20 protein-coding genes and 3 pseudogenes are annotated in these 25935 nt (G+C 69.5%); 13 read left to right on the top strand and 10 right to left on the bottom strand.

Features of this window, described 5'->3' with window-relative positions:
- Positions 1 to 3: 3 nt before the first annotated feature.
- Positions 4 to 744: a sugar phosphate isomerase/epimerase family protein gene (locus ACODNG_RS14365; RefSeq protein ID WP_434521855.1), complete on the bottom strand. Its 741-nt coding sequence runs from the start codon at positions 742 to 744 to the stop codon at positions 4 to 6.
- 76 nt (positions 745 to 820) lie between these two features.
- Here ACODNG_RS14365 and ACODNG_RS14360 point away from each other — a divergent pair, with 76 nt between their 5' ends.
- The 5 genes from ACODNG_RS14360 to ACODNG_RS14340 all read left to right on the top strand — a co-directional run bounded on the left by ACODNG_RS14360 (position 821) and on the right by ACODNG_RS14340 (position 5946).
- Positions 821 to 2635, top strand: coding sequence for a thiamine pyrophosphate-binding protein (locus ACODNG_RS14360; RefSeq protein ID WP_434521854.1), 1815 nt, complete (start codon positions 821 to 823; stop codon positions 2633 to 2635).
- A 73-nt stretch (positions 2636 to 2708) separates the two neighbouring features.
- On the top strand, positions 2709 to 3215 hold the full coding sequence (locus ACODNG_RS14355) for a hypothetical protein (RefSeq protein ID WP_434521853.1): 507 nt from the start codon (positions 2709 to 2711) through the stop codon (positions 3213 to 3215).
- A gap of 83 nt (positions 3216 to 3298) precedes the next feature.
- On the top strand, positions 3299 to 4363 hold the full coding sequence (locus ACODNG_RS14350; RefSeq protein WP_434521852.1) for a Gfo/Idh/MocA family protein: 1065 nt from the start codon (positions 3299 to 3301) through the stop codon (positions 4361 to 4363).
- A gap of 87 nt (positions 4364 to 4450) precedes the next feature.
- The gene (locus tag ACODNG_RS14345) at positions 4451 to 5653 is read left to right on the top strand and encodes a DUF418 domain-containing protein (RefSeq protein WP_434521851.1); all 1203 of its coding nucleotides are present in this window, start codon (positions 4451 to 4453) and stop codon (positions 5651 to 5653) included.
- Positions 5654 to 5718: 65 nt separating this feature from the next.
- Complete coding sequence (locus ACODNG_RS14340) at positions 5719 to 5946, top strand: DUF7385 family protein (protein ID WP_434521850.1); 228 nt, start codon at positions 5719 to 5721, stop codon at positions 5944 to 5946.
- A 29-nt stretch (positions 5947 to 5975) separates the two neighbouring features.
- Here the strand turns inward: ACODNG_RS14340 and ACODNG_RS14335 are convergent, their stop codons facing one another.
- Together ACODNG_RS14335 and ACODNG_RS14330 are read right to left on the bottom strand one after the other, a co-directional pair.
- Positions 5976 to 7607, bottom strand: a complete 1632-nt coding sequence (locus ACODNG_RS14335) for an MATE family efflux transporter (protein WP_434521849.1) — start codon at positions 7605 to 7607, stop codon at positions 5976 to 5978.
- A gap of 44 nt (positions 7608 to 7651) precedes the next feature.
- Positions 7652 to 8716, bottom strand: a complete 1065-nt coding sequence (locus ACODNG_RS14330) for a mechanosensitive ion channel family protein (protein WP_434521848.1) — start codon at positions 8714 to 8716, stop codon at positions 7652 to 7654.
- Positions 8717 to 8837: 121 nt separating this feature from the next.
- Between ACODNG_RS14330 and ACODNG_RS14325 the strand changes: the two genes are divergently transcribed.
- The 3 genes and pseudogenes from ACODNG_RS14325 (at position 8838) to ACODNG_RS14315 (ending at position 11292) form a co-directional block, all read left to right on the top strand.
- Positions 8838 to 9587: a proteasome assembly chaperone family protein gene (locus ACODNG_RS14325; protein WP_434521847.1), complete on the top strand. Its 750-nt coding sequence runs from the start codon at positions 8838 to 8840 to the stop codon at positions 9585 to 9587.
- Positions 9588 to 9684: 97 nt separating this feature from the next.
- Positions 9685 to 10737: an HTH-type sugar sensing transcriptional regulator TrmB gene (gene trmB, locus ACODNG_RS14320; RefSeq protein WP_434521846.1), complete on the top strand. Its 1053-nt coding sequence runs from the start codon at positions 9685 to 9687 to the stop codon at positions 10735 to 10737.
- Between the two features lie 82 nt (positions 10738 to 10819).
- Positions 10820 to 11292 (top strand): annotated as a pseudogene (locus tag ACODNG_RS14315) (universal stress protein).
- Positions 11293 to 11336: 44 nt separating this feature from the next.
- Here the strand turns inward: ACODNG_RS14315 and ACODNG_RS14310 are convergent.
- Positions 11337 to 11987 carry a DJ-1/PfpI family protein gene (locus ACODNG_RS14310; protein ID WP_434521845.1) on the bottom strand — a complete coding sequence of 217 codons (651 nt, stop codon included), beginning with the start codon at positions 11985 to 11987 and terminating at the stop codon, positions 11337 to 11339.
- Positions 11988 to 12054: 67 nt separating this feature from the next.
- Positions 12055 to 15283, bottom strand: a pseudogene (gene carB / locus ACODNG_RS14305) (carbamoyl-phosphate synthase large subunit).
- Positions 15284 to 15526: 243 nt separating this feature from the next.
- Here carB and ACODNG_RS14300 point away from each other — a divergent pair.
- Positions 15527 to 16537: a hypothetical protein gene (locus tag ACODNG_RS14300; RefSeq protein WP_434521844.1), complete on the top strand. Its 1011-nt coding sequence runs from the start codon at positions 15527 to 15529 to the stop codon at positions 16535 to 16537.
- A gap of 74 nt (positions 16538 to 16611) precedes the next feature.
- Here ACODNG_RS14300 and ACODNG_RS14295 read toward each other — a convergent pair whose 3' ends face one another.
- From ACODNG_RS14295 to ACODNG_RS14280, 4 genes are all read right to left on the bottom strand, one after another.
- The gene (locus ACODNG_RS14295) at positions 16612 to 16836 is read right to left on the bottom strand and encodes a hypothetical protein (RefSeq protein ID WP_209544246.1); all 225 of its coding nucleotides are present in this window, start codon (positions 16834 to 16836) and stop codon (positions 16612 to 16614) included.
- A gap of 139 nt (positions 16837 to 16975) precedes the next feature.
- Positions 16976 to 17509, bottom strand: coding sequence for a DUF5815 family protein (locus ACODNG_RS14290; protein ID WP_434521843.1), 534 nt, complete (start codon positions 17507 to 17509; stop codon positions 16976 to 16978).
- A gap of 150 nt (positions 17510 to 17659) precedes the next feature.
- Complete coding sequence (locus tag ACODNG_RS14285; RefSeq protein ID WP_209544252.1) at positions 17660 to 19882, bottom strand: CDC48 family AAA ATPase; 2223 nt, start codon at positions 19880 to 19882, stop codon at positions 17660 to 17662.
- A 247-nt stretch (positions 19883 to 20129) separates the two neighbouring features.
- Positions 20130 to 20813, bottom strand: a complete 684-nt coding sequence (locus ACODNG_RS14280) for a histidine kinase N-terminal 7TM domain-containing protein (protein ID WP_434521842.1) — start codon at positions 20811 to 20813, stop codon at positions 20130 to 20132.
- A gap of 139 nt (positions 20814 to 20952) precedes the next feature.
- Here ACODNG_RS14280 and larC point away from each other — a divergent pair.
- A pseudogene (gene larC, locus ACODNG_RS14275) lies at positions 20953 to 22378 on the top strand (nickel pincer cofactor biosynthesis protein LarC).
- A gap of 22 nt (positions 22379 to 22400) precedes the next feature.
- Here the strand turns inward: larC and ACODNG_RS14270 are convergent.
- On the bottom strand, positions 22401 to 22733 hold the full coding sequence (locus tag ACODNG_RS14270) for a hypothetical protein (RefSeq protein ID WP_434521841.1): 333 nt from the start codon (positions 22731 to 22733) through the stop codon (positions 22401 to 22403).
- A gap of 584 nt (positions 22734 to 23317) precedes the next feature.
- Here ACODNG_RS14270 and aspS point away from each other — a divergent pair.
- The 3 genes from aspS to ACODNG_RS14255 all read left to right on the top strand — a co-directional run bounded on the left by aspS (position 23318) and on the right by ACODNG_RS14255 (position 25906).
- Positions 23318 to 24622 (top strand): aspartate--tRNA(Asn) ligase, encoded by a 1305-nt coding sequence (gene aspS, locus ACODNG_RS14265; protein ID WP_434521840.1) that lies wholly within the window; start codon positions 23318 to 23320, stop codon positions 24620 to 24622.
- A gap of 227 nt (positions 24623 to 24849) precedes the next feature.
- A complete protein-coding gene (locus ACODNG_RS14260) occupies positions 24850 to 25158 on the top strand; it encodes a hypothetical protein (protein ID WP_434521839.1) in 309 nt (102 codons plus the stop codon).
- A 1-nt stretch (position 25159) separates the two neighbouring features.
- A complete protein-coding gene (locus tag ACODNG_RS14255) occupies positions 25160 to 25906 on the top strand; it encodes a DUF4382 domain-containing protein (protein ID WP_434521838.1) in 747 nt (248 codons plus the stop codon).
- The last annotated feature ends 29 nt before the right edge of the window (positions 25907 to 25935 follow it).

Genomic DNA, 25935 nt, shown 5'->3' with positions numbered 1-25935 from the left:
GCTCTATCGCAGAGCGTCCCGCAGCGCCCGCTCCCCTTGTTCGATCGACGCGACCGGATCGTCGGGATCGTCGTGTTCGTGGACGAGCCACTCCGCGTCGGCGTTGCGCGCGCTCGCGACGACCGCGTCGAGGTCGAGGTCGCCGTCGCCGAGCGCGACCGATTCGCCGCGGTCGAGGTCGACATCGGCGGCGTGGACGTGCGTGATCCGGTCGGCGTGTTCGTCGATCAGCGTGGCGGGGTTCGCGCCGCCGGCCATCGCCCAGCCGACGTCGACCTCGAAGCCGAGTCGGTCGTCGGTCCGCGCGAGTAGTCGCTCGATCGCGGGCGCGCCGTCGACGGTCGCGAACTCCTGATCGTGGTTGTGGTACGCGAGCCGGAGGCCCTCGCCCGCGACTTGCGCAGCGGGCGAGTCGAGTCGCGCTGCCGCCGCGTCGACTGCGGCCTCGGTCTCGAAGTGTTCCGGGTCGAGCCACGGGACGACGAGCGTGTCGGCGCCGAGCCGGTCGTACAGCTCGACGGTTTCGTCGGCGTCGTCCTCCAGCGTATCGATCGGGACGTGCGCCGAGGCGACCGCGAGGTCGTTCCGATCGAGCGCGGCGAGCACGTCGTCGATCGACGCCTCGCGCACGCGGTAGGCGAACTCGACCCCATCGTACCCGGCCGCGCCGACCCGGTCGAGGACCTCCGGGAGCGGTGCGTCGAGCGAGCGCAGCGTGTACAGCTGGACCGCGATATCGACCATGGCCGTCCTTCCCGCGCCACCGACCTATCCGTTCCGACGCCGAAGCTTTCAACACCCGCTCCGTCGATTCCGCGGTATGGACACCGACGAGTCGCAGGACGGTTCCGGCGACGGCGAGTCGAAGCGGGGACCGCAAGGCGGCGATCCCCCCGGGCCGACCGTCGCCGAGGCGGTCGTCGACGCCATGCTCGACCGCGGCGTCGAGACCGTCTTCGGCATCCCCGGGAAGCAGACCCTCCCGCTGAACCGGGCGCTCGCCGACCGCGACGCGCGGTTCGTCGTCGCCCGCCACGAGACCGCGGTTCCCCATCAGGCGTGGGGGTACGCCGAGACGAGCGATCCGGGCGAGATGGCGGCCACCTGCGTTGTCCCCGGCCCGGGCGACACGAACGCGATGAACGGGCTGAAGAACGCCCTGAACGACTGCGTCCCGATGCTCCACCTCGCCGTCGAGACGGAGCGATCGGTCCGCGGCGGCGACGGGATCCACGAGACGCCCCCCGAGACGTACGACACGGTCGTCAAGGAGAACGTCCTCGTCGACTCCCCCGCGGGCGCGGTCCCGGCCGTCGTCGAGGCGATCCGGACCGCCCGCGAACACTCGCAGGGACCGGTCCGCGTCGGGATCCCGAAGGACGTCCTCGCGGGCCGCACGCCCCAGCCCGCGGTCGGCGGCCGCGACCCCTCCCCGCCGACGACCGCACCCGCGGACGCGGTTCGCGAGGCCGCCGACCTCCTCGCCGACGCGAACTCCCCCGTCCTCCTCGCGGGCGGCGGCGTCAGGCGGTCGGGCGCGAGCGACGCGCTCCGCGCGGTCGCCGAGGGGCTGGACGCGCCGGTCGTGACGACGTACAAGGGGAAGGGGACGCTCCCCGAGACGCACCCGCTGTCGGCCGGGGTCCTCTGTGGCGGCGCCAGCGCGGAGCTCCGCGACCTCCTCGCGGACGCGGACGTGGGTCTCGTCGTCGGTTCCGACCTCGACGCCGTCGCAACTGCCTCGTGGTCCGTCTCGATGCCCGAGTCCCTGGTCCACGTCACGCTCGACGGCGACGACGTGGGGTTCGGCTACGAGACCGACCTCGGCGTCGTCGCCGACGCCGACCGCTTCCTGCGCGCGCTTGCCGACCGCCTCGACGACGGTTCGGCCGACGACGAACGGGCGGCGTCTCGCAACCGCACCGGGACCGAGCGCGCCGAGTCGGTCCGTGCCGCCGACCGCGAGCGGTTCGCGGCGCTGTCGGAACCGGCCGACGGCGACGACCGCGACGGCAGCGACGGCAGCGACGGCAACGACGGCAACGACGACCGTCCCCTCCGCTCCGTCGAGGTCCTCTCCGCGGTGCGCGACGCGATCCCCGAGGAGGCGGTCGTCACCGCCGACGCGGGCGGGTTCCGGCTGTGGACGCTCGTCTCGTTCCCCGCCTCGGGACCGCGGTCGTACGTCAACCCCGGCTCGTGGGCGACGATGGGCACCGGTCTCCCCTCAGCGATCGGCGCCAAGCTGGCGAATCCCGACCGTGATGTCGTCGCGCTCACCGGCGACGGGGGACTCATGATGTGCGTTCACGAGCTACACACGCTGGCGAGCGAGGGGATAGACGTCACCGTCGTCGCGCTCAACAACGACGACTACGCGATCATCAGCGAGGAGGCGTCGCGCTCGTACGAGTTCCCCGAGAGCGCCTACGGCTGGGCGGAGACCGGACTCGACCTCGTCGCGGTCGCGTCGGGGATGGGCCTGCCGGCGGAGCGCGTCCGCGAGGGCGACGCGGTCGGCGACGCCGTCGAGCGCGCCCGGAACCGAGACGGGCCGGCGCTCGTCGAGGTCGTCACCGACCCGAACGAGCCGCAGGCGAGCGAGTGGATGACTGGAGCGCGGCCCGGGGAGTGACCGCTCCGTTTCACGCCTCGCGTTTCCGAGATTTGAAGCGATTCTATATGCGCGCCCGCCCCCGAGTACGAGTATGCGAAACCCGTGGGTCCACGACGACGTCCCGGACGGCGCCGGGAACGGCTACGACGGTCCGGTGCGGCTGTTGGCGGCGTTCATGTGGGGGACGCTGGCACTTTTCGTCGGGGGGTTCGTCCTGCTCTCCGGCGCGGGCGTCGTCGACCTGGCCGACGGGGGGTCGTTCGGGGAGGTCATCACGGGGGTCGTCGCCGCGGTCGCGCTCGCCCTGGCGATCCCGATCCTGTTGAAGCTGCTCTCGATCTCGCGGGCGCTCGCCCTCCTCGCGTTCCTCGCGACGGGCGCCTCCGTCGGTCGGTTCGTGATCGTCCGCGAACCGGAGCGGTTCCGTGCGCTGCTCGACGCGCGCGACGAGCTCGCCGGGAACGCCGGCGCGCTCGGCGACCTCCTCGACGTCGTCGACTCGATGTCGCCCGCAGTGGTCGACGGAGCGATGGCGACGGCCAACGCCGCGATAGTCGACGGCGCGACCGCGGCGGTCGTCGCCGTCCCGGTCGCCTAACGCCGCAAACCTCCGGGTGTACCGCGTTCCCTCCGCGTTCGGTGAGACGTGAGCCTTAACAGCACTCGTTGTGACTCCCATCCATGACGCATCCGAACGACGTCGCCGTCGGCATCGTCGGTCTCGGCGGCATCGGGTCCCACCACGCGACGAAGCTGACCGAGCGCGGCGCGAACCTCGTCGGCGGAATGGACGTCGACGCGGCCGCCCGCGAGCGGTTTTACGAGGAGTTCGACGTTCCCGCCTACGAGGACGAGGAGGCACTCTACGACGACTGCGACGCCGTGTTGGTCACCACGCCGAACCGCTTCCACGAAGAGTACGCCGTCTCGGCGCTCTCGGCCGGACTCGACGTGCTCATCGAGAAGCCGCTCGCGCACACGCTCGAAAGCGCCGAGCGCATCGCGGACGCCGCCCGCGACGCCGAGGGGTTCTGTACCGTCGGGTTCAACAACCGGTTCGCGGAGCCGGTCCGAGTGATCAAACACTACCAAGACGAGGGGCGGTTCGGCGAGACCACCCACGTCGAGGCGAACTACGTCCGCCGGCGCGGCGTCCCCGGCCGCGGCTCGTGGTTCACGTCGGCGGAGGTCGCCGGCGGCGGCGCGCTCATCGACATCGGCGTCCACGCGATCGATCTGGCCCTCTACTTTCTCGATCACCCCGAGGTCGTCGAGGTCTCCGGGGAGACGCGCTCGGAGTTCGGCGGCCGCGACGACTACGCGTACGTCAATATGTGGGGCGACGACGACGGTCCCGAGGGGTTCGACGTCGACGACTCCGCGTCGGCGTTCCTCCGCGCCGCCGACGGCACCACTGTCTCGCTGGAGGTCGCGTGGGCGACGAACCGCCCGGCGACCGACGAGTTCGTGGTCCGGGGCACCGAGGCGGGCGCGACGTTCGACCGCGGCGGCGACGACCTCACGATCCACGAGGCGTCGGTCGGCGGCGGCCACCACCTCTCGGACGCGACGGTCGAAACCCGAGAGGGGGACAGCCACGCCGCCGAACAGGCCGCGTTCCTCGAAGGGGTCGCCGCAGGCGAGGCGCCCGCGATCAACACCGTCGAAGAGGGACTGCGAGTTCAGCGCGTCATCGACGCTATCTACCGGTCCGCCGAGACCGGCGCGGCGGTGCGGCTGGACTGAGCTGACACCCAACAGCTCCGGCCGACGGTAACGCCCGTCCGCGATGGGAACCTATTCGGTCCTGGGGACCGTTCCCGCGGACAACTCGTGACCCGCGACTCAGGCCCGACGCCGCCCTCCGAACGGATCACCAGCCTCGACGCGCTCCGGGGGTTCGCGCTGCTCGGCATCCTCGTCATCAACATCCGCGTCTTCTCGATGCCGGAGCAGACCCTGCTCAACCCCAACGTGTACGGCGACTTCACCGGTCTCAACTACTGGACGTGGTTCGTCGGCCACGTGTTCGCGCAGTCGAAGTTCATCACGATCTTCTCGGCGCTGTTCGGCGCGGGCGTCCTCATGTTCATCGAGAGCAAAGCGGAGAAGGGACAGGACGCCGTTCGCCTCCACCTCCGTCGGACCGCGGTGCTGATCGCGGTCGGTCTCCTCCACGCGTACCTGCTGTGGTACGGGGACATCCTCGTCACGTACGGTCTCACCGGGATCTTTCTGCTTTTCGTCCGCGACCACGACGCGCGCCAGCTCGCCGGGCTGAGCGCGATTCTCCTGCTTTTCGTTCCCGTGCTCGAACTGTTCGCGGCGGTGTCGATGGGCGGCGAGGCGATCGCCGGCCAGTGGATGCCCGCGGCGGACGCCATCCAGCAGCAGGTGGCCGCCTACCGCGGCGGGTGGCTCGACCAGATGAGCCACCGCGTCTCCTCGTCGTTCCAGCGACAGACCAGCGGCTTCATCGGGTCGAGCTTCTGGCGGGTCGGCGGCGTCATGCTGCTCGGCATGGCGCTGTACAAGCGGGGCGTGCTGACCGGCGAGCGCTCGACGGCGTTCTACCGCCGGCTCGTCGCTGGTGGCGTCGTCGGCGTCGGTATCGTCGTCGCGGGCGTCGCGTACATCGAGGCGAACGACTGGAGCGCGGGCGCCGCGCTGTACTGGCGGCAGTTCAACTACGTCGGGAGCCTCCTCGTCGCCGGCGGCTACGTCGGACTCGTCACCCTGTTCGTCCGGTGGCGCGGCGGGGGGGTCGTGACCCGCGCTCTCGCCGCGGTCGGCCGGACCGCGTTCACGAACTACCTGCTCCAGACCGTCGTCGCGACGACGATATTCTACGGCCACGGGCTGGGGCTGTTCGGCTCCGTCAGCCGCTTCGAGGCGATGGGGATCGTCGTCGGGATCTGGGTCGTCCAGATCGTCCTCTCCGTGCTCTGGCTGCGCTACTTCCGGTTCGGTCCCGTCGAGTGGGTGTGGCGGACGCTCACCTACGGGGAAGCGCAGCCGATGCGGCTGAAGAGCTGAGGTCGCGTTCTCCGAACTGAGACTCGCGTGGACACGTTCAACACCCCGCGGGCGAACCTCTGCTCATGACCGAGTTCGACGTTCACGACCACCGCCACGAGCTGAAACAGCTCCGCGACGCCGGACAGACGAGCCTCTGGGAGAACCGAGAGGAGATGGCGTGTCCGGTGTGCGACGACGTCTTCTCGCGGCTGTTCGTCACGCGTCAGGCGGGGACGACGTTCCCCGAGAACGACGGTGCGCGGTTCTGTCTGCTGCGCGACGACGACGCGGTGTACCTGTTCCGGCACTGAGTTCGCCGGCGAACACCCTCGAACCCTCGTCAGTCGTCCCCGGCCGGGTCCACCCCGGGATCAGCGTCGTCGATGTACCGCTCGGTCCACGTGCCGCGCGAGAACCAGGCGACGCCGACGATCGCACCCAGGATGTTCCCGAGCGCCATGCCGACCCAGACGCCGGTCTCGCCCCACCCGGCCACGAACACGAGGTACGCCACGCTCGCGACCCGACCCACCCAGAGGGTGAGAATCGAGATGACCATTGCGGTCTTCGTGTTGCCGGCGCCGCGGAAGGCGCCTAAGATTACCTGCGAGACGCCGATGAAGGCGAACTCGACCGAGCGGATCCGGACGTACTCGACCGCGTGCGAGATCGTCGCGGGCGCGTCCGGCACGTCGCCGAGGAACGCCCCCACGATCGGCTCGGTGAACGCGACGGCGACGACCGCGACGAGGAACATCACGCCCGCGCCGGTCGTGGCGGCGAACTTCACCGCCTTGGCGGCGCGGTCGGCGCGGTCGGCGCCGAGATTCTGCCCGACCATCGTGTCGATGGCGCGGCCGAGTCCCATCGCGGGCAGGAAGACGAGGGAGATGAGCCGGTTCCCGAGACCGTAGGCGGCGACGACGGGCGGCGAGAACGTGACGATCATCGCCGTGAGCGTGATCATCGCGAGCGCGCTCGTCGTCTGCTCGACGCTGGAGGGGAGTCCGAGCCGGAAGATGTCCCGGATGAAATCGAGGTCGGGCGCGAGGTGCGAGACCGTCACGTTCGGACCGTATCCGGTCCCGAACAGGATCCAGAGTCCGACGGCGGTCGCGACGCCGCGCGAGAGAATCGTCGCGAGCGCGGCGCCCCTGATTCCGAGTCCGGTGATCCCCGTCGCCGAGAGCAGGGTCGTCTCCAGCGCGACCGGGTCGAGCGCGGCGAGACCGGGTACCGCGGCGAGCCACTCGAACAGCGGGTTCCCGTCGAACCCGAAGATGAAGAACGGGTCCAGCAGGACGTTCACGAGGACGGAGACGAACATGACTGCCATCGGCGTCCGGGTGTCGCCGTAGCCGCGCATCAGCGCCGAGAAGACGAAGAAGCCGAACATCAGCGGGATCCCGGCGAAGATGACTTCCATGTAGTCGGCCGCGAGCGGTATCACGGTCGCCGCGGTGTCCGCGTCGCTCGGGAGGATCTCGAGGGCGGGGCGGGTGTAGAAGTAGCCGGCGATCCCGATCAACACGGACAGCACCGAGACGGTGAATATCGTCTGTCCCGCGACGAGACCCGCGGACCCGTCGCCGTCGGCGCCGGTGTACTGCGCGACGAGGATCGCGCCCGCGGTCGTGAAGCCGCCGGCGACCGCGATAAGCAGGAAGATGAGGGGAAACGCAAGGCTGATCGCGCCGACGGCCTCCGCCGAGAGCCGGCCGAGGTAGAGGGTGTCGACGATGTTGTACGTCACCTGCAACAGCTGGATGACGACGATCGGCCACGCGAGGCGGAACAGGGGACGGAGGAGGCTCCCCTCGGTGATCGACTCGTCGTCGAGGGGACCGTCGTCGTCGGAGCCGTCGCCGCGCTCGTCGGACGGACCGCCAGCGAAAGGCTCGGCCGGGCCGTTAGAGGGTTCTTCCGGGCCGTTGGAGGGTTCGTCCGGGTCGGTAGCGGGGTCGTCGCTCACTGGCGTAGAAACGCCGGGCGCGCTCTATCAGGCTTCCGATCCGATCACCGCTCCGGACCGTCGTCATCGGCGGAATCCGAGGCGGCGGGAGCGTCGTCGTCGAGACGCTCCGAGTCCGTCGGCGCGTCGTCGCTGAGATCCGGGGTGGCGGCCGCGGGCGCGTCGCGTCCGCCGACCGCCGACGAGTCGGAATCGGCGTCGACGCGCGCGACGCCGGAGGTGTCGTCGAAGACGAGATGGCGGTGGGGGTACGCCATCGTGACGTTCGCGTCCGGGTCCCCGAGCCGCTCGCGGATCTTCGTGTTCACGTCCGACTGGACCTTCGCCAGCTTGTAGGGCTTTTTCACCCAGTACCGGAGCCGGAGCAGGATCCCGTTGTCGCCGAACTCGTGGAGCCGGCAGTCGGGTCCCGCCATGTACCGCGCCACGCCGATGCGGATGTCGGGACCGCCGTCGATGACGGTCTCACAGTCGCGCGCCGCGCGCTCGATGCGGCGGCGCGCCTCGGGAATGTCGCTCTCGTAGGTGACGAGGACGTCGATCGACCGCCGCGTGCGCTCGTCCTCCGCGGAGAAGTTCGTCACGTCGCGCTCGCGCATCGTCCCGTTCGGCACGACGAGGAAGGAGTTATCGAGGGTGAATATCTTCGTGTACCGGATCGTGATGTCCTCGACGAACCCGGTCGTCCCGTCCTCCAACTGGATCATGTCGCCGATCTCGAACGGCTGGTCCGCGAGGATGAACACGCCGTTGATGAAGTTCCCAACGAGCGGCGCGAGGATGATACCGATCGCGGCGGTGAACACCGCTGTCCCCAGGAGAAGGTTCTCGAACTGGAACCCGACGGCGTCGAGTCCCACGAACAGCGCGGCCGCGATCGTTCCCACCCGCACGCCGCGGACGATCGTCTGCGCGACGCTCTGTCGCGACACGCGGCGCGCCACGGGGCGACCGATCAGTCGGACGACGAAGTTGGCGACGGCGACGCCGATCGCGACCGACGCGAGGACGGTCAGCAGGCTCGCTCCCGGGAGGTCACCGAGTCGAGAAGCGATCTCGGTGAGCCGCGAGACGACCCCCGATATCGGCGTCCCCTCCGGAAAGACCATAGCGGACCGCCGTCGGCCATCCGAAAAAGCGTTTCTCCCCGCGGACGCTCGGCGACGGACGCGGGCCCCGGACGGGGCGGACGGGGACAACCACTATGGCGCGGCTGAGCGAACGGGGAGTATGTCACGCCAGCCCGCGGATCCGACGGGACCGAGATTCACCGTCGAACACGACTCGCAGCCGGGAGACGCGGTGATCGCCGGGTTCTCATCGTTCGGACTCGCCGGCCTGACCGCCGTCGACTACCTGGTCGACGACCTCGACCTCGAGGAGACGGGACACGTCCGGATCGACGGACTCCCGTCGATCACGCCGTTCACCAAGGGGACGCCGCGACACCCGATCCGACTGTACTCCGCGCCGGACCTCGATCTCACCGTCTTGGTCGCCGAGCAGTTCGTGCCGCCGATGCCCGGCGAACTGCTCGCCGACGCCCTCCTCGACTGGACGGAGGCGAACGGGACCGAGGAGATCGCGGTGTTGGCGGGCGTCCCCGTGGCACACGGTCCCGACGCCCATCGGACGTTCCACGTCGCCACCGAGGACTACCGTGCCGCGCGCTTGACCGACGGGACCGACGTTCCCCCGATGGAGTCCGGCTTCCTCGACGGGGCGAACGCCGGGCTGCTCGAACGCGGGCTGGAATCGCCGCTCGGCGTCGGGGTGTTCGTCACCCCGGTCCACGCGCAGGCGCCCGACGTCGACGCCGCGGTGCGGCTCGTCGACACCGCGAACGCGATATACGAACTCGGTGTCGACGCGGCCCCGCTGGAGGCGTTTGCGGAGGAGATCCGCCGCCGCTACGAGGACCTCGCCGAGCGGATCGAAGAGCGAGAGCCGGAGGGGAGCTACGACCGAATGTACATGTGATCGGTCGGCGTCGCCGGCAAGGAGGACCGGACTCTGAAAACGCGTACAACTCGGCTCATAGTAAAAAGCTATAATCCCCGCCCCCGTTTCTCGCCACATGACAGACGATCTCCGGGACACGCTCGACCGTGTCGGGGACCGATTCAACCTCGGCGAGTACGAGATCGACGCGTACCTCGCGGTGTTGGAACACGGAGAACTGACGGCGAGCGACATCGCCGACCGGACAGATATCCCGCAGCCGCGCGTGTACGACACCGTCCGGAGCCTCTCGGACCGCGGCCTCGTCGAGCTCCGCGAGTCGCGGCCGATGAAGATCGTCGCCGTCGACCCCGACGACGCCTTCGGCGACCTGCGCTCGTCGTTCGCGGAGATGGTCGACGAGCTGGAGGCCCGCTACACCGCGCCGACCCGCGAGACCGAGGCGGTGTCGCTCGTGAAGTCGCGCTCGACGATTCTCCGGTACCTCGAAGAGGTGATCGAGAACGCGGAGTACGAGCTGGCGGTGTCGCTCACCCCCGGACTCCTCCGGCGGTTCCGCGACAAGCTCGCCGCGAAGGTCGCCGCGGGCGTCAGCGTCGAGCTGCTCGTCACACCCGCGTCGAACGCGCCGGACCCGTCGACGTTCGACTACCTGGAGGTCGCGACCATCGCCCGCGCCCGCCGCGGGATCACCACGCCGGTCCTCGCGGTCGGCGACGGCGAGTACTCCGTGTACGCCACCCAGGACGCTCTGCGAGACGACCGCGAGCGCTACGGCGTCATCTTCAACCGCTCCGCGCTCGGCTTCCTCGTCTCCGGCTTCTTCGGGACGGTGCTGTGGACGACCGCGGAGACGCTCGCCGCCGACGGAGCGGAACGCCCCTTCCCGCGCCGCTACGCCTCGATCCGGCGCGCCGTGAAGGACGTCCGCGAGTTCGACGACGAGGAGTTCTACGCGGCCGTCGAGGGGCGCGACATCGAGACGGGCGCCGACGTGACCGTCCGCGGGAAGGTCGTCGACTTCGCGATCGTCGACACCGAGGAGGTGGCGTCGCTGGTCGTCGACACCGAGGAGGGCCGCGTCGAGATCGGCGGCCGCGTCGCCGCCTTGGAGGACGTCGAGGGGCAGGAGATCGTGCTCGGCCGCGGCGAACCGCCGGCGTTGTGAGGCTATCCGGTGACGCGGTGACGCGCGACCGCCGCCGACCGCACCGACAGCGTATTTACGCCCGGGGACCCACCGGTTCGACATGACCCTCGTCGTGGTCCCGGTCCGGTTTCCCCCTCGTCGCACTCGGCGGCGACGCTCCGAGAGGCGGCCCGCGTCGCCGAGGAGCGCGGCGCCGACCTCACGGTCCTTCACGTCGATTTATATCAGCGGTCTGGCGGCGTCTCGCGAAGTGATCTCAAACGGGCGGTCGAAGAGCGGATCGGCCGGATCGACCGCGCGCGGTACGTCGTCCGCCGCGGCTTCCTCGTCGAGGAGACGATCCTCGAGGAGGTCGTCGCCGAGGGCGCCGACATCGTCGTCATCGGCTCGAAGCAGGCCGGACGGTGGCGGCGGATGGTCCAGAAGCTGCTCTCCGACCCCGACATCGACTCGTTCCTCCGCGGCGAACTCGACTGTACCGTGGTCACCGTCGACGCCGACGGCGAGACCACGACCGACGAGGCGGGGAACGGCGACGCCGTGCCCCTCCCGGACGAGGCCGACGACGACTGAGCGGCGCCGGCTCGCCGAGCGAGCGAGACTGTCGGCGCGGCGCCCTACGCCGCGACCTCGTACCGCCGCTCGTACTCGATGACCGTCGCCACCCGGTCGGCTATCTCCTCCCCGAACTCCCGCTCGACGACGTACAGCGCCAGGTCGATGCCGGAGGTGACCCCGCCCGCGGAGAGCAGGTCGCCGTCGTCGACGACGCGCGCGTCGACGACCTCGGCGCCCGACTCGCGGAGCTCCTCGATCGCCGAGGCGTGCGTGACGGCGCGGCGCCCGTCGGTGACGCCCGCCTCCGCGAGCAGCATCGAGCCGGTACACACCGAGGCGATCCGCGTGCCCGCCGCGTGGTGCGCCGCGAGCGCGCGCGGCACGTCGCCCTTCCGGGCTTCCGCCCAGGCGCTCGCCGCCTCGTCGCGCGCGCTCCACCCGCCCCCGGGGACGACAAGCAGGTCGGGGGCGTTGTCGGTCTCCGGGTCGGGGAGGACACCGTCGACGCCGACGCGAGTCCCGTGGCTCGCGGTCACCCATTCGCGTTCGTCAAGCGCGACGTACCGGACGCGGCCGGCATCGCCGCTCGACTCGCCCTCGGTCGCACCGCTCCCCTCGGTGGCGTAGCCGAGCGCGTAGTCGAACACCTCGTACGGGCCGATCGCGTCCAGCTCGTCGAACCCGTCGTACAGCAGAATATCCACGTTCATACCGGTCCGGAGGGGGGCGGACGGCTTGTGCGTTCCCCCTCCGGACCGCCCTCTTCGCCCCTTTCGGCTACTCGCCCGCGCCCCAGTTCGCAACGCGCTTCGGGCGGTCCGAGACGGCCATCACGTCGAGGTCGTCGCCCGCGTGGTCGAGCGCTTCGAGCGCCGCCTTCGCGGAGGCGTGCGTCGAGAAGTAGGTGATCTCCTCCTCGACGGCGACCTCAAGCAGGTCGCGCTGGCGCGAGACGATGAGGTCGAGCTCGCCGCGCTTCGCCGCTTCGATCAGGTCCGTCGCCTCGCTCAGCTCGAAGTGCTCGGCGTACCCCGCGACGAGCGCCTCGCCCGCCTCGGTGCCCGGGTCCGGGAACTCCTCGGCTGAGAGGTCGACGACGGCGGTGCCGGACTCCGGGATCGGCTTCCCGGTCGAGTCCTGCGCCTTGTCGTACGCCTTGCCGAAGGAGGTCGCCGTGCCCATCACCTCACCGGTGGACTTCATCTCCGGGCCGAGCCGCGGGTCAGACCCCGGCAGCCGGTCGAACGGGAGGACGACCTCCTTCACCGAGCGGTGTTCGGGGATCTGCTCGTCGACGTCGAGGTCGGCGAGCGTCAGGTCGTCGGTCATCACCTTCGCCGCCAGCTTGGCGATTGGGACGCCCGTCGCCTTCGAAACGAACGGGACGGTCCGCGAGGAGCGCGGATTCGCCTCCAGCACGTACACCTCGCTTTCCGCCTCGCCCTCGACGCCCGTCACCGCGAGCTGGACGTTGAGCAGGCCGACCGTGTCGAGCGCGCGGGCGATGTCTTCGGTGACCTCGCGGACCCGGCCTAGCGTCTCGTCGTCGAGCGAGCGCGGCGGGATCATGCGACGCGGAGTCGCCGGAGTGGACGCCCGCGCTCTCGACGTGCTCCATCACGCCGCCGAGGAGGACGTCGTCACCGTCGGCGACGGCGTCGACGTCCAGTTCGACGGCGTCGTCGAGGAACTGATCGACGAGGATCGGCTTGTCGGGCGAGACGCGGACCGCCTCCTCGATGTACTCCTCCAGCTCCGCGTCGTCCTCGACGACCCGCATCGCGCGCCCGCCGAGCACGTAGGAGGGGCGCACGAGGACGGGGTAGCCGATCTCGTGGGCGAGTTCGAGCGCCTCGGCCTCGCTGGTCGCGGTGCCGCCCTCGGGCTGGGCGACGCCGAGCTCGTCCATCAGGACGTTGAAGCGGTCGCGGTCCTCCGCCAGGTCCATCGCCTCGACGCTCGTGCCCAGAATCTCGCAGTCGAGTCCGCGGCGGTCGATCTCATCCTTGAGCGGTTCGCCCACGTTGACGGAGGTCTGCCCGCCGAATTGGACCATCACGCCGTCGGCGCCGGTGGTCTCGATCACGTCGGCGACCTCCTCGGCGGAGATGGGTTCGAAGAAGAGTCCGTCCGAGGTGTCGTAGTCCGTCGACACCGTCTCGGGATTGTTGTTGATCACGTGCGCGTCGATGCCGAGCTCGCGGAGCGCGCGCACCGCGTGGACCGCACAGTAGTCGAACTCGACGCCCTGCCCGATGCGGATCGGGCCGCCGCCGACGACCACGACGCTCTCGACGTCGGGGTCGACGCGGACCTCGTTCGCCGCGCCCGCGGTGTCGGCCCCCTGGAGGAACTCCGGCAGCCGCGCCGAGTAGTAGTACGGCGTGGAGGCTTCGAACTCGCCCGCGCAGGTGTCGACCTGCTTGTAGGTGCGGTCCGGAACCGCGCTCTCGACCTGTCCCACGTCGGCGTCGACGCCGCCGGCGGACGCGGTCGCCGCGATCTCGGCGTCGGTGCGGCCGACCATCGCGGCCTCGGTGAAGTCGCCCTCGGCGGCCGCGGCGGTGCCGTCGGCGATCTTCTCGAACCGCTCGACGTACCAGCGGTGGATGCCGGTCAGCTCGATCACCTCGTCGACGGTGTACCCCCGGTCGAACGCCTCGAACATCGCGTACGGGCGGTCCGGACTGGGGCGTTCGAGATACTCCGACTCCAGCTCGTCGTCGTCCACCTCGTCGAAGTCGACGGCGGGGTCGTACTCGGAGGAGCGCAGCGCCTTCACCATGCTCTCCTCGAACGTCCGGCCGATGGACATCGCCTCGCCGGTCGACTTCATCGCCGTGCCCAGCTCGAAGTCCACGTCGTCGAACTTGTCGATGGGCCAGCGCGGCACCTTCGTCACCACGTAGTCGATCGCCGGCTCGAAGGCGGCAGTCGTCTCTCCGGTGATCTCGTTTTCGATCTCGTGGAGCCGCTTGCCGAGCGCGACCTTCGCCGTGACGCGGGCGATGGGGTACCCGGTCGCCTTCGAGGCGAGCGCGGAGGAGCGGGAGACGCGGGGGTTCACCTCGACGACGCGGTACTCGCCGCCGGGGGTTCCGTCGTCGTGCCACGCGAACTGGATGTTACAGCCGCCCTGGATGCCGAGGTCGCGGATCACTTCGAGCGCCGCGTCCCGCATCTCCTGGTGGCCGTCGTCGGGGATCACCTGCGAGGGGGTGACGACCGTCGACTCCCCGGTGTGGATCCCCATCGGGTCGATGTTCTCCATGTTACAGATGATGATACAGGAGTCGTCGGCGTCCCGCATCACCTCGTACTCAAGCTCGACCCAGCCCGCGATGGACTCCGTGATCAGCACCTCGCTGTTACGGGAGAGGCGGAGCCCCTTGCGGACGCGCTCGACCAGCTCCTCGAACTCGTCAACGACGCCGGAGCCGGAGCCGCCGAGGGTGTACGTCGTCCGGGCGATGACGGGGAGGCCGCCGACCTCGTCGACCGCCTCCTGTACGTGCCTGCGGAAGGCTTCCTCGTCGAAGTCGGTGACCGATTCGTCCTCGTCCAGCGAGATGGTCGTCGACTTCGGCACCGGCTGACCCAGCCCCTCCATCCGCTGGCGGAACAGGTCGCGGTCCTCCGTCGCGTAGATGGTGTCGAGCGGCGTTCCCATCACCTCGACGTCGTGTTCTTCCAGAATTCCCTCCTCGGCGAGTTCGGCGGTGACGTTGAGTCCGGTCTGGCCGCCCAGGCCCGCGATGACGCCGTCCGGCTCCTCGATCCGGATGACCTCCGCGATGGCCTCGGGCGTGATAGGCTCGATGTACACCCGGTCTGCCGTCTCGGGGTCGGTCATGATCGTCGCGGGGTTCGAGTTCACCAAGACGACGCGGGCGCCCTCCTCCTGGAGCGCGCGACACGCCTGCGCGCCGGAGTAGTCGAACTCGGCCGCCTGTCCGATCTGGATCGGTCCGCTGCCGATGAGTAGAATCGTCCGGTCCTCGCTCATTACGCGGACGGAATACGCTCATCGTAATAAGGCCGGCGGTAGAGTACGAATCTCGCAGCGAGTTTGCGATTTTCGCAAGTGAGGCCGTACCACGGTGGTCGGTACTACACGACACGACTCGCCAACCCCCGCCGCGAACGCGCTCGTCGACGCCCGACGTGTTCGACGCGCCACCGTCGAATGGGCCAGTTGAACCGTTCACCACAAGGAATTTATCGGGATGTCGAAAAATTCGAGACGGCTATGACCTGTTCCCGCCGCCGTGCCCTCCAACTGCTCGGCGCCGCCGGCGCGACCGCGGCGACCGCCGGCTGTCTAAGTCCCGGTAGCCTCGATTCGTACGCGCTCATCGCCGACGAACTGGATCTCTCGTCGATCGGTCGTCCCTACCTGTGGCCCGACCCGACCGAGATCGACGCCGTGACTCGTGTCGACTTCGCGACCGAGACGAAGACAGCGCATCTCTCGGAGCTGTTCGAAACCGGGAGCGTGACCGTACAACAGTGGCCGCTCGTCGGCCGCGACGCGTGGGGGACCGAGACGAGACCCAGCCCGACGTTCCTCGAACGCGACGGGACCTTCTACGAGGTTCGAATCGAATCGGAGCGTTCCCTCGAACGGGAGCGGTGGCACTTCGCGCTCGAACGGGTCGACGAGACGCCGCCCGACGACGCGACGGTCGCGCAGCCTCCGTTCGACCTCTCCGACCAAGACGAGCGCGTACTCGACGCGGCGCTCGACGCCGTCTACGCGGGCAACGACGGCTTCCTCGGCGACCCCGAGTTCGACGAGCTTCAGACGGTCGAGTTCCACCACGAACTCGACGCCGAGGCCAGCGACCTCGTCCCGTCGCCCGCGTTCGAGTTCGTCGAGTACGAAGACGAGTACTTCCGGGTGATCACCGAGCGGCGGACCGTCGAGGTCCCGGAGTGGACGTACGCGATCACCGAGATCAGCGACACGCGGAGCGAGTTCACCGCGCACGCACGGGAGAAGATCGTCGAACGCGACCTCGCCTCGAGTGAGCTCTCCGAGTCCGCCCGACAGGTGTTAGACGACGCGATCGCCGAGGACCCGCGCCGCTACGAGGAGGGCGCACCGCCGTCGGAGAAACTCGACGAGGCCCTCGGCGCGCTCGGCATCGCCGAGGACCTCGAACCGATAGCGAACTACGACGACCGCGTCGACTTCCGGAACGTCGTCGTCGAATATCGAGACGGCGTCTATCGGTTCGATCTGATCGTCACTCCGTAGAAACGCTCGCGGCTCCCGCTGAACGACCGCACACACGGCCGCGGACGGCCGCGTTCCGGACCGCTGGCCGCCTTTCAGGTATCGAGCCGGTACCGGTACGGCTGCCCCGCGATGACCTCGATCTCGCCGCGCTCGGCCCGGCGCCCGAGCACCGTCGCGACCCGGTGCGGGCTGTCGATCTCCTCGCACTCGTCACACTCGTCGACGAGGGCGAGGATCTCCCGCGCCGTCAGCGGCTCGTCGGCCTCGGCGAGCACGCCGCGGATCCGGTCGTACCGGTCGTATTCGCCGGCGCTCATGTGTCTTACGTACGGTCTCCGAACATATAGGGTTCAGTGAGACAGGAGTCGGACGATTGTCTGACACGAAGCGTGAGACGGACGTTAACCGGCGTTTGAGCGGGTCGCCGGGGCGCGATCGAACGGGACTCGATCCCGCTCAGGCGTACGGGTCCTCGGCCTCGAGGTCGCGTTCGTCGCGGTACTGCTCGACGAACTCGCTCACGTCGAACTCGACCATCTCCCGCTCGAACGCCGACAGCGCCTCGTCGTCGTCGGCGTGGCTCACGGCGTGTTCCATCAGTTCGACGACGAGTTCGACGACGACCTCGTGGAGGCGACGGGAGTCGAACTCCGTCACCCACGCCATCGCGTACCCGACATCGGCGTTCTCGCTGGCGTCGTGCGCGACGACGGCCTCCGGGAACTCCTCTAAGACGACGCCGAGCAGGTGCGGCGTGTCGAACTCCGGCATCTCCTCGCTCGTCGTCTCGATCGCCTCGCGGAGGACTTCGACGAGGAAGTCCGGGAGGAACCGCTCCGGGGGATGAACGTCCATCACGACCGCGTGCGCCTCGCCGCAGTCGCACTCGTACTCGCGCATCCCGAGGTCCAGTTCGCCGACACCGATCGCCTCCCCGCAGGGCAGCTCCAGCGCGTTCTCGTCGCCGCCGGGGATGCGGGGCTGAGACATACCTCCGTTTGGTCGCTGGCGAGGTTAAAAGGAGCGAAACGGGGCGGTGCGGCGGCGGGAGAGGTACCACCTTCACGTCGTCCGATACCTCTGGCTACGCGCGCGACCCAATAACGTCCCCGCAGGAGAGACCGCCGGTCGCCGGCCGCGCTACTGGAACCCGATTCGGCCGCCGGTGTCGCGAAGCGACTCGCCGCCCCCGCCCTTGAACTGCTCTTTGACATCCTCGTAGTACGCGAGGATGTCGTCGTTGATCGTCGGCCGCACCGACTCCATCGCGCGCCGGAAGTGCTTCATCTCGACCTCCTCGGCGTCGTCGTCGTCGCGAAGCGCCTCGATGGCGGCCTCGCGGGCGATCCCCTCGAGGTCGGAACCGACGTAGCCGTCGGTGATCTCGGCGACCTCGCGGAGGCTCACGTCGGGCGCGAGCGGCGTATCCTGCGTGTGGATGTCGAGGATCTGCTCGCGGCCCTCCTGATCGGGCTGGCCGATCATCACGAGGCGGTCGAACCGCCCCGAGCGCAGCAGCGCGGGGTCGATCATGTCGGGCCGGTTGGTCGCGCCGATGACCATCACGTCGCCCATGTCTTCGAGACCGTCAAGCTCCGTCAGCAGCTGGTTGACGACGCGCTCGGAGACGTTGTTCCCCATCTCCTGGCCGCGCGAGGGCGCGAGACTGTCCAGCTCGTCGAAGAAGATTATCGTCGGACTCACCTGCCGGGCCTTCCGGAAGGTCTGCCGGATCGCCTTCTCCGACTCGCCGACCCACTTCGAGAGCAGCTGCGGCCCGCGAACAGAGATGAAGTTAGCGTTGGTCTCGTTGGCGACCGCCTTCGCCATCAGCGTCTTCCCGGTGCCCGGCGGGCCGTACAACAGCACCCCCTTCGGGGCGTTGACGCCCATTCGGTCGAACTTCTCCGGCGAGGTGAGCGGCCACTCCACCGACTCCTGGACCTGCTGTTGGGCCTCGCTGAGTCCGCCGACGTCGTCCCACGATATCTTCGGCAGCTCGACGAGCACCTCGCGCATCGCCGACGGCTCCACCTCGTTCAACGCGCCGGAGAAGTCGTCGCGCTTGACGATCATCCTGTCGATGAGGCTCGGCGGGACCTCCTCCTCGTCGAGGTCGATCTCAGGGAGGTAGCGCCGGAGCGCCTTCATCGCGGCCTCCTTCGTGAGGCTCTCGATGTCGGCGCCGACGAACCCGTGCGTCTCGTCGGCGAGGTGATCTAAGCTTACGTCGTCGGAGAGCGGCATCCCGCGGGTGTGGATCTGGAGGATCTCCTTGCGGCCCACCTCGTCGGGGACGCCGATCTCGATCTCGCGGTCGAACCGGCCAGGGCGGCGGAGCGCGGGGTCGACGCTGTCGACGCGGTTCGTCGCGCCGATGACGATCACCTGCCCGCGCGTCTCCAAGCCGTCCATCATCGTCAGGAGCTGGGCGACGACGCGGCGCTCGACCTCGCCGGTGACGTCCTCGCGTTTCGGCGCGATGGAGTCCAGCTCGTCGATGAAGATGATCGAGGGGGACTCCTCTTTCGCGTCCTCGAAGATTTCCCTGAGCTGCTGTTCGGACTCGCCGTAGTACTTCGAGATGATCTCGGGACCGGCGATGGAGAAGAACGACGCCGACGTCTCGTTGGCGACCGCCTTCGCGAGCAGGGTCTTCCCCGTGCCCGGCGGGCCGTGGAGCAGGACGCCCTGCGGCGGCTCGATGCCGAGCTTCGAGAAGATCTGCGGGTGTTTCATCGGCAGCTCGACCATTTCGCGGACGCGCTGGATCTCCGACTGGAGGCCGCCGATGTCTTCGTACGTAATTCCGCCGCCGGTCTTCTCGAACCCGGAGATCGGCTCCTCGCGCAGCTCGACCTCGGTGTCCTCCGTGATGAGACAGACGCCGTCAGGCTCCGTCTCGACCGCGATCAGCGGGATCGCCTGCCCGGGCGACCGCATGAACGGGTGGTTCGTCGACGACATCACGGGGACGATGTCGCGCTCGACGACCGGCCGCTTGAGGATCTGGCGTTTTACCATGCCGGCGGCGTCGGAGCCGAACTGGACCGACGCCTCCTCGGGCGGGGCCAACACGAGCTTGTCGGCCTTCTCGGCCTCCGCCTTCCGGATCGTGACGCGCTCGCCGATGCCCACGTCCGCGTTCTGTCGGGTGAAGCCGTCCACCCGCACGGTGTCGGTGTTCCAGTCCTGGCGGTCCGCGCGCCAGACCTTCGCGGCGGTGGTCTCCGCGCCCTCGATCTCGATGATGTCGCCGGGCGAGAGCTTCAGGTGTAGCAGGGTGTCGGGGTCGAGTCGGGCGATGCCGCGCCCCGAGTCGTTCGGGTACGCCTTCGCCACTTCGAGTTGGACTTCGTTCATGGTTCCTCGCGGGGGTTGTTCCTATCTCCTCCCGGTTCGGGAATAAGCCTGTTGCCCCCGTCGGCGCCGCCGGCTCCGCCGCCGGAGCCGGCCGTCACACCGATCTGTGTCATCATATAGCACGGTACGGCGTCCGAAGTTAAAACCTCGTCGTATGCGTGCGTTTTCGCCGTCTTCCGTCCGTCGGTCGAAAGCGGGGGCGGAGCCGCGCTGCGCGCCACGCGGCGTACCCTCGCGGCGGTCGCGCTCACGACCGCCGGGCTTGGACGACGCCGACGACGAGGAGGCCGGACGCGAGGATGGGGGCCGCCGCTCCCGACCCGGGTGCCGCGACGTTGCTCGCGGCGACCGCGAGGGCCACGGCGGCGGCGTTGCCGGCGTACACCAGCGCGTATCGCCGGTCGCGACGGGGACCGTGCGACCTCGCGAACAGCCACACGCCGGCCGTGAACAGTCCGGCGACGAGCAGGGTGTGCGCCCAGTACCCGGCCGTGGCGACGACGGCGCTGGTGCCGAAGACGGTCGTGGTCTCGGCGAACCCGGCCCAGTACAGTCCGTGGACCGGCGTCGTGACGACCAGCCCCACGTCCACGCCGACGACGAGCGCGATGGCCGCGTACACCGGGGAGCGGCTGAGCGTCGACGGCGTGCTGTGCGCCGTGCTGGCGAACAGGAACCACCCCAGACCAGCCACCGACGCCCCGGCCAGCGACAGGAGGAAGAAGTACGCCTGCGTCATCGGTTCCAGGGCGAACGGCCGGAACGCCGCCGTTCCGCACCAGATCGCGATCCCGATGGCGAGGACGCCGAACGAGAGGCCGTTGTCGCTCTCGCGGTGCGCGATCGCGGTCCAGAGACCCGGGCCGACGGCGACGAGCGCGGCGAGCGCCCCGAAAGCGGCCGCGACCGATCCCATCGTGGAGGGAGACATACCGGCAGGTGTTAACCTGCGGTATTAGGGTTTTTCATCCGACTGAACTGTTTCGCTCGCTCGGCCGACGCCGGGTCCCACCGTCTCGGTGGAACCGCCCGATCAGGGGTATTTGTTCCCCGCTGGCCTCCGATGCGGCATGCGAACGCTCGTCTTCGACGGCCGGACCGGCGCCGCCGGCGACATGATCTGTGCCGCGCTGATCGCGGCCGGCGCCGACCCCGACGTCCTCGCGCCCGTGAGCGACGCGCTCCCGATCCGGTACGAGGTCGGCGAGACCGAGAAGAACGGGATCCGCGCGACGACCGTCGACGTGCTCGTTGACGACGGCGACGGAGGGGTCGAAACCGACAGGGACCACAGTCACGACCACGACCACGGCCACAGTCACGACCACGACCACAGTCACGACCACGACCACAGTCACGACCACGACCACGGCCACAGTCACGACACGGAACACTCCGGGGACGACGCACCGGCCGAGGGCGCCGGGATCCACCGAACCTACCGCGAGGTGGTCGATCTCGTCGAGTCGATGCGATCTCCCCGCTCCGGTCGAGTCGACCGCGCTCGACGCCTTCGAACTGCTCGGCCGCGCCGAGGCGTCGGTCCACGGCACCGACCTCGACGAGACGCACTTCCACGAGGTGGGCGCGGACGACGCGGTCGCCGACGTCGTCGGCGCGGCGCTGCTGCTCGCCGACCTCGATCCCGAGCGCGTGGTCACGACCCCCGTCGCCGCCGGCGGCGGCACGGTGGAGATGAGCCACGGGACGTACCCGGTCCCGGCCCCGGCGACGACCGAGATCGCGACCCGGTCCGAGTTTCGGATTGTCGGCGGGCCGATCGACCGCGAACTGCTGACTCCGACGGGCGCCGCGATCCTCGGCGCGGTCGCCGAGGGCGTCGACGCGGTCCCGGACCTCGCGGTCGAGCGCGCCGGCTACGGGGCCGGCGACGCCGACTTCGAGCGCCACCCGAACGTCTGCCGCGCGCTCGTCGGCGACGGAGGTCTGCCGGACTCCGAGGGGGAGGAACACGACACGCACGCGGACCACGCTCACGCAGACCACGCCCGCGACAGCGGACTCGTCCACGACGACATCGCCGTCTTAGAGACGAACCTCGACGACGCCGCGCCGGAGGTCCTCGGCGGACTCCAGGAGACCCTCGCGCGCGCCGGCGCGAGAGACGTGACGATCGTCCCGACGACGATGAAGAAGTCCCGGCCCGGCCACCTCGTGAAGGCCATCTGTAAGCCGGACGACGCGGAGGCGGTCGCGGAGCGCCTCGCCCGCGAGACGGGGACGCTCGGGGTGCGCCAGTCGGGCGCGAGCCACCGCTGGATCGCGGAGCGCGAGTTCGAGACGGCGACGCTCCGGGTCGACGGCGCGGACCACGAGGTGGTCGTGAAGGTCGCCTCGACGACCGAGGGGGAGACCTACGACATCAGCGGGGAGTACGACGACGCAGCCGCGGTCGCCGAGGCGACCGGCCTCCCGATCCGGGAGGTGCTCCGGCGCGCCGAGACCGACGTGCGGGAGCGACTCGCGGGTGAGTAGAGGAACGGTATACCGGTCCCCGTCAGTCGGGCGGGTCGATCCGCTCGACGCGCTCGGGGTCGACGCCGAAGCCGTCGGCGAGGCGCTCCCGGACCCGGTCGACGACGAACCCGTCGGTGGCGTCGCCGTCGGGACCGGGACCCGTCTCTTCGCCGACCGCGAGGGTCGCGACCGCCTCGACCGTGGTGTCGTTGAGACCGGGTCGGAGGCCGGCGATCTCGATTTCCTCGACGCGGACGCCGTCGATTCGTTCGATCTGTGCTCTGGCGCCGGCGACGAGGTCGCCGGCGGCCGCCTGCGAGACGCGGACGGTCACCGTCGCCTCGACCGACGGCGTGTGGATGGCTGCTGCCATACGCCCTCGCCGCGAGTCGAACGCGGGGCGGACGGTCGGGTCCCGGACGAAACCCGGGACGCGACCGGTCCGCCTCCTCGAACGCGCCGACGACGGGCCACCGACTGGGGTCACCAGCGGGGCCGCCGACGGCGACGCTCGCGAGGGATGCGGTCGTCCGACTCGACGCGCGCGACGGACAGCGGCGGCTGGAGAGAACGGGAGATGGTCCGTCCCGCGGGGAAACCTCCCCAGCCGACGCGCGTCACGCGGTCGGGCGGACGGACCGTGGGTTCGGAGTCCCGTAGCCGATCCCGATCCACCCGAGGAACGCGACGCTCGCGGACCGCGCGAGCTTCGAGCGGGTGGAACGGGTCATGATCGGGCTCCGAGGCGCAGGATGCGCCGGTATCTCCTCCGTGTGGCGGTTTCGTATTAAAATTATGTTAGTTATGCTACAACGTATCACGCTGTTTCCGCCTCGGGAGCGCCGCCGGAGTTCCCCGAGAATCCGCCGGAGCGGCCGCGGGCGCCGCGTTCCGTCGACGGCGAGACGACAGGCCTATGCCGAACGCCCGACCAGTTGCGCGTAAGCAGCCACCGTCATGATCGAGCGAATTCACACGTCGGACGTCGAACCGGACGCGGACGAGGTCGCCATCGCCGGCCACGTCCACGAGATCCGCGACCTGGGAGGCCTCGTCTTCCTCATCGTGCGCGACCGCGAGGGGCTCATCCAGATCGTCTTCAAGGAGGAGCGCGAGCCCGAGCTGTTCGAGGCCGTTCAGGACGTGGGCGCCGAGGACGTGGTCCGCGTCGTCGGCGAGCCGCTGGAGAGCGACCAGGCGCCCGGCGGCGTCGAGATCGCGCCCACGGAGTACGAGGTCATCGACGAGGCGGACTCCCCGCTGCCCTTGGAGATCTCGAAGGACATCGAGGTCGACCTCTCGACGCGGCTCGACAACCGCGCGCTCGACCTCCGCAAGCCGGAGACGCTGGCGGTGTTCACCCTGCGTTCGGAGCTGATCACCGCGATGGAGGAGTGGTTCGAAGACGAGGGGTTCGTCGACATCAAGACGCCGCTCATCTCGAAGGGCGGCGCGGAGGGCGGCGCGGAGCTGTTCCCGATCCTCTACTACAACCAGGACGCGTTCCTCTCGCAGAGCCCCCAGCTGTACAAGCAGATGCTGATGGCCTCGGGCTACGAGGCCGTCTACGAGACCGGCACCGCCTTCCGCGCCGAGGACTTCGCGACCTCCCGGCACGTCTCCGAGATCGCGATGTTCGACGTGGAGCTGGCGTACATCGACGACCACGACGACGTGATGGACGTCCAAGAGGAGTCGCTGCGCTACGCGCTCCGCGAGGTCGCCGAGAACGCCGAGCGCGAGCTGGACCTCCTCGACGTCGACCTCGACGTGCCCGAAGAGGACTTCCCGCGGATCACCTTCGACGAGGCGCTCGACATCCTCGAGACCGAGTACGGCCACTTCCCGGACGACCCGACCGACCTCGACACGAAAGGCGAGAAGCTGCTCGGCGAGCACTTCGAGGAGCAGGGCCATCCGGCGTTCTTCGTGGTCGGCTACCCCGACGAGAAGTTCTACTACATGCAGGACGTGCCCGAAGACGAGATCGCCTCCCGGAAGTTCGACCTCATCTACAAGGGCCAGGAGCTCTCTTCGGGCGGCCAGCGCGAGCATAACGTCGACCGCATGGTCGAAGTGATGGAGGAGGAGGGCGTCGAGACCGCGAACTTCGAGTTCTACATCGAGGCGCTGAGCTACGGCACGCCCCCGCACGGCGGCTACGGGCTCGGCATCGACCGCCTCGTCCAGAAGGTCGCCGGCCTCAGCAACATCAAGGAGGCGATCATGTTCCCGCGCGACCCGAACCGGCTGGAGCCGTAGGCGGCCCGATCCCCGCCCAGTTGCGCGCGTCGGAATCGGATTTCGATTCGCCCCGCGACCGCGCCGCCCGCTCGGCGGTCAGAGCTGTTCTTTTATAAGCAAACCCCGATCTTAGACGAATCCGCTCGTCAGACTCTCTTCCGGCGGTTAAACCGGGTTAAATCGGGCGAAAAACGGCTAAACGGCTTGCGCCATTAAAGGGCGTAGGGCACCGAGGGAGAGTTGCTATGAACGCACTCCGAACGACGCTGCTCGTGGCGCTGGCCACGGTGGTACTGATCGGGACCGGCGCGGCCGCCGGCGCCGTCGCGGCGACCCCCGGACCGGGCGACGCGCCCGGCGACGCGGGACTGCCGAGCGACCTCCCGGACCAGGTGCCGGACTTCGTCGGCGGCATCCTCGATAGCGTGAACGAGTTCCTCTCCGGCGGCGTCGATGATCTCGGCGAGACCGTGAGCGACATCGCCGGGAACGGCGCCGGCGAGGGCGGCGATTCGGGTGCGAACGACGGATCCGACGCGGACGAGGAGGCGTAACGTGACGGACCGCACACCCGACCTCGACGCGCTCGACCGCCGGACCTACCTCCAGGCGACCGGTGCCGCCGCGCTCGGCGCGGCCGGCCTCGCCGGCTGCGTCGGCCGCGCGACGGGGACGCTCGCGACGCAGGTGACGGACCAGCCCGCCGACATCGGCGACTTCGAGTCGCTCGTCGTCACCGTCGAGGGGTTCTGGCTCGGGCCGGAGGGCGCCCAACCGGAGGACAACGAGTCCGACGGCGACGGCAACGAGACCGACGCCGGCGGTGACGACGGAGCCGACGACACCGCAGACGGCGACAACGAGACCGCCGACGGCAACGAGACAGACGGGGACGAGGACGCCCCCGACGGCCGCGAGTACTTCGAGTTCGACGAGCCGCAGGAGGCGGACCTCGTGGAGCTTCAGAACGGCGAGACCCGGCTGATCGACGAGCGCGAGCTACAGACGGGGGAGTACCCGTACCTCCAGCTCGACGTGTCGGCGGCCGACGGGACCCTCACCGACGGGAGCGACGCGACCGTCGACCTCCCGGGCAACGCGCCCCTGAAGTTCAACGCGCCGTTCGAGATCCGCGAGAACGCGCGGACGACGTTCACCGCCGACTTCGCGCCGGTGCTGCGAGGAAACGGACGGTACCTCCTCCGGCCGGTGCCGAGCGGCATCGAGGTCGAGTACGAGGAGTCCGGCGGATCCGACGGCGACGATTCGACAGGCGGCGAGAACTCGACCGACGGCTCGTAGCGACGCCGCGCTCCCTCGGTCCCCCGTTG

The organism is Halorubrum sp. AS12 (genome assembly GCF_051122765.1).
Taxonomy (GTDB): domain Archaea; phylum Halobacteriota; class Halobacteria; order Halobacteriales; family Haloferacaceae; genus Halorubrum; species Halorubrum trapanicum.
Note: the sequence above shows the minus strand (reverse complement) of the source record. Positions and strands in the feature narration are given on the sequence as shown.

Coding starts and splice junctions, on each gene's coding strand:
- ACODNG_RS14365 (WP_434521855.1), bottom strand. CDS start 744: ATGGTCGATATCGCGGTCCAGCTGTACACGCTGCGCTCGCTCGACGCA.
- ACODNG_RS14360 (WP_434521854.1), top strand. CDS start 821: ATGGACACCGACGAGTCGCAGGACGGTTCCGGCGACGGCGAGTCGAAG.
- ACODNG_RS14355 (WP_434521853.1), top strand. CDS start 2,709: ATGCGAAACCCGTGGGTCCACGACGACGTCCCGGACGGCGCCGGGAAC.
- ACODNG_RS14350 (WP_434521852.1), top strand. CDS start 3,299: ATGACGCATCCGAACGACGTCGCCGTCGGCATCGTCGGTCTCGGCGGC.
- ACODNG_RS14340 (WP_434521850.1), top strand. CDS start 5,719: ATGACCGAGTTCGACGTTCACGACCACCGCCACGAGCTGAAACAGCTC.
- ACODNG_RS14330 (WP_434521848.1), bottom strand. CDS start 8,716: ATGGTCTTTCCGGAGGGGACGCCGATATCGGGGGTCGTCTCGCGGCTC.
- ACODNG_RS14325 (WP_434521847.1), top strand. CDS start 8,838: ATGTCACGCCAGCCCGCGGATCCGACGGGACCGAGATTCACCGTCGAA.
- trmB (WP_434521846.1), top strand. CDS start 9,685: ATGACAGACGATCTCCGGGACACGCTCGACCGTGTCGGGGACCGATTC.
- ACODNG_RS14310 (WP_434521845.1), bottom strand. CDS start 11,987: ATGAACGTGGATATTCTGCTGTACGACGGGTTCGACGAGCTGGACGCG.
- ACODNG_RS14300 (WP_434521844.1), top strand. CDS start 15,527: ATGACCTGTTCCCGCCGCCGTGCCCTCCAACTGCTCGGCGCCGCCGGC.
- ACODNG_RS14295 (WP_209544246.1), bottom strand. CDS start 16,836: ATGAGCGCCGGCGAATACGACCGGTACGACCGGATCCGCGGCGTGCTC.
- ACODNG_RS14290 (WP_434521843.1), bottom strand. CDS start 17,509: ATGTCTCAGCCCCGCATCCCCGGCGGCGACGAGAACGCGCTGGAGCTG.
- ACODNG_RS14285 (WP_209544252.1), bottom strand. CDS start 19,882: ATGAACGAAGTCCAACTCGAAGTGGCGAAGGCGTACCCGAACGACTCG.
- ACODNG_RS14280 (WP_434521842.1), bottom strand. CDS start 20,813: ATGTCTCCCTCCACGATGGGATCGGTCGCGGCCGCTTTCGGGGCGCTC.
- ACODNG_RS14270 (WP_434521841.1), bottom strand. CDS start 22,733: ATGGCAGCAGCCATCCACACGCCGTCGGTCGAGGCGACGGTGACCGTC.
- aspS (WP_434521840.1), top strand. CDS start 23,318: ATGATCGAGCGAATTCACACGTCGGACGTCGAACCGGACGCGGACGAG.
- ACODNG_RS14260 (WP_434521839.1), top strand. CDS start 24,850: ATGAACGCACTCCGAACGACGCTGCTCGTGGCGCTGGCCACGGTGGTA.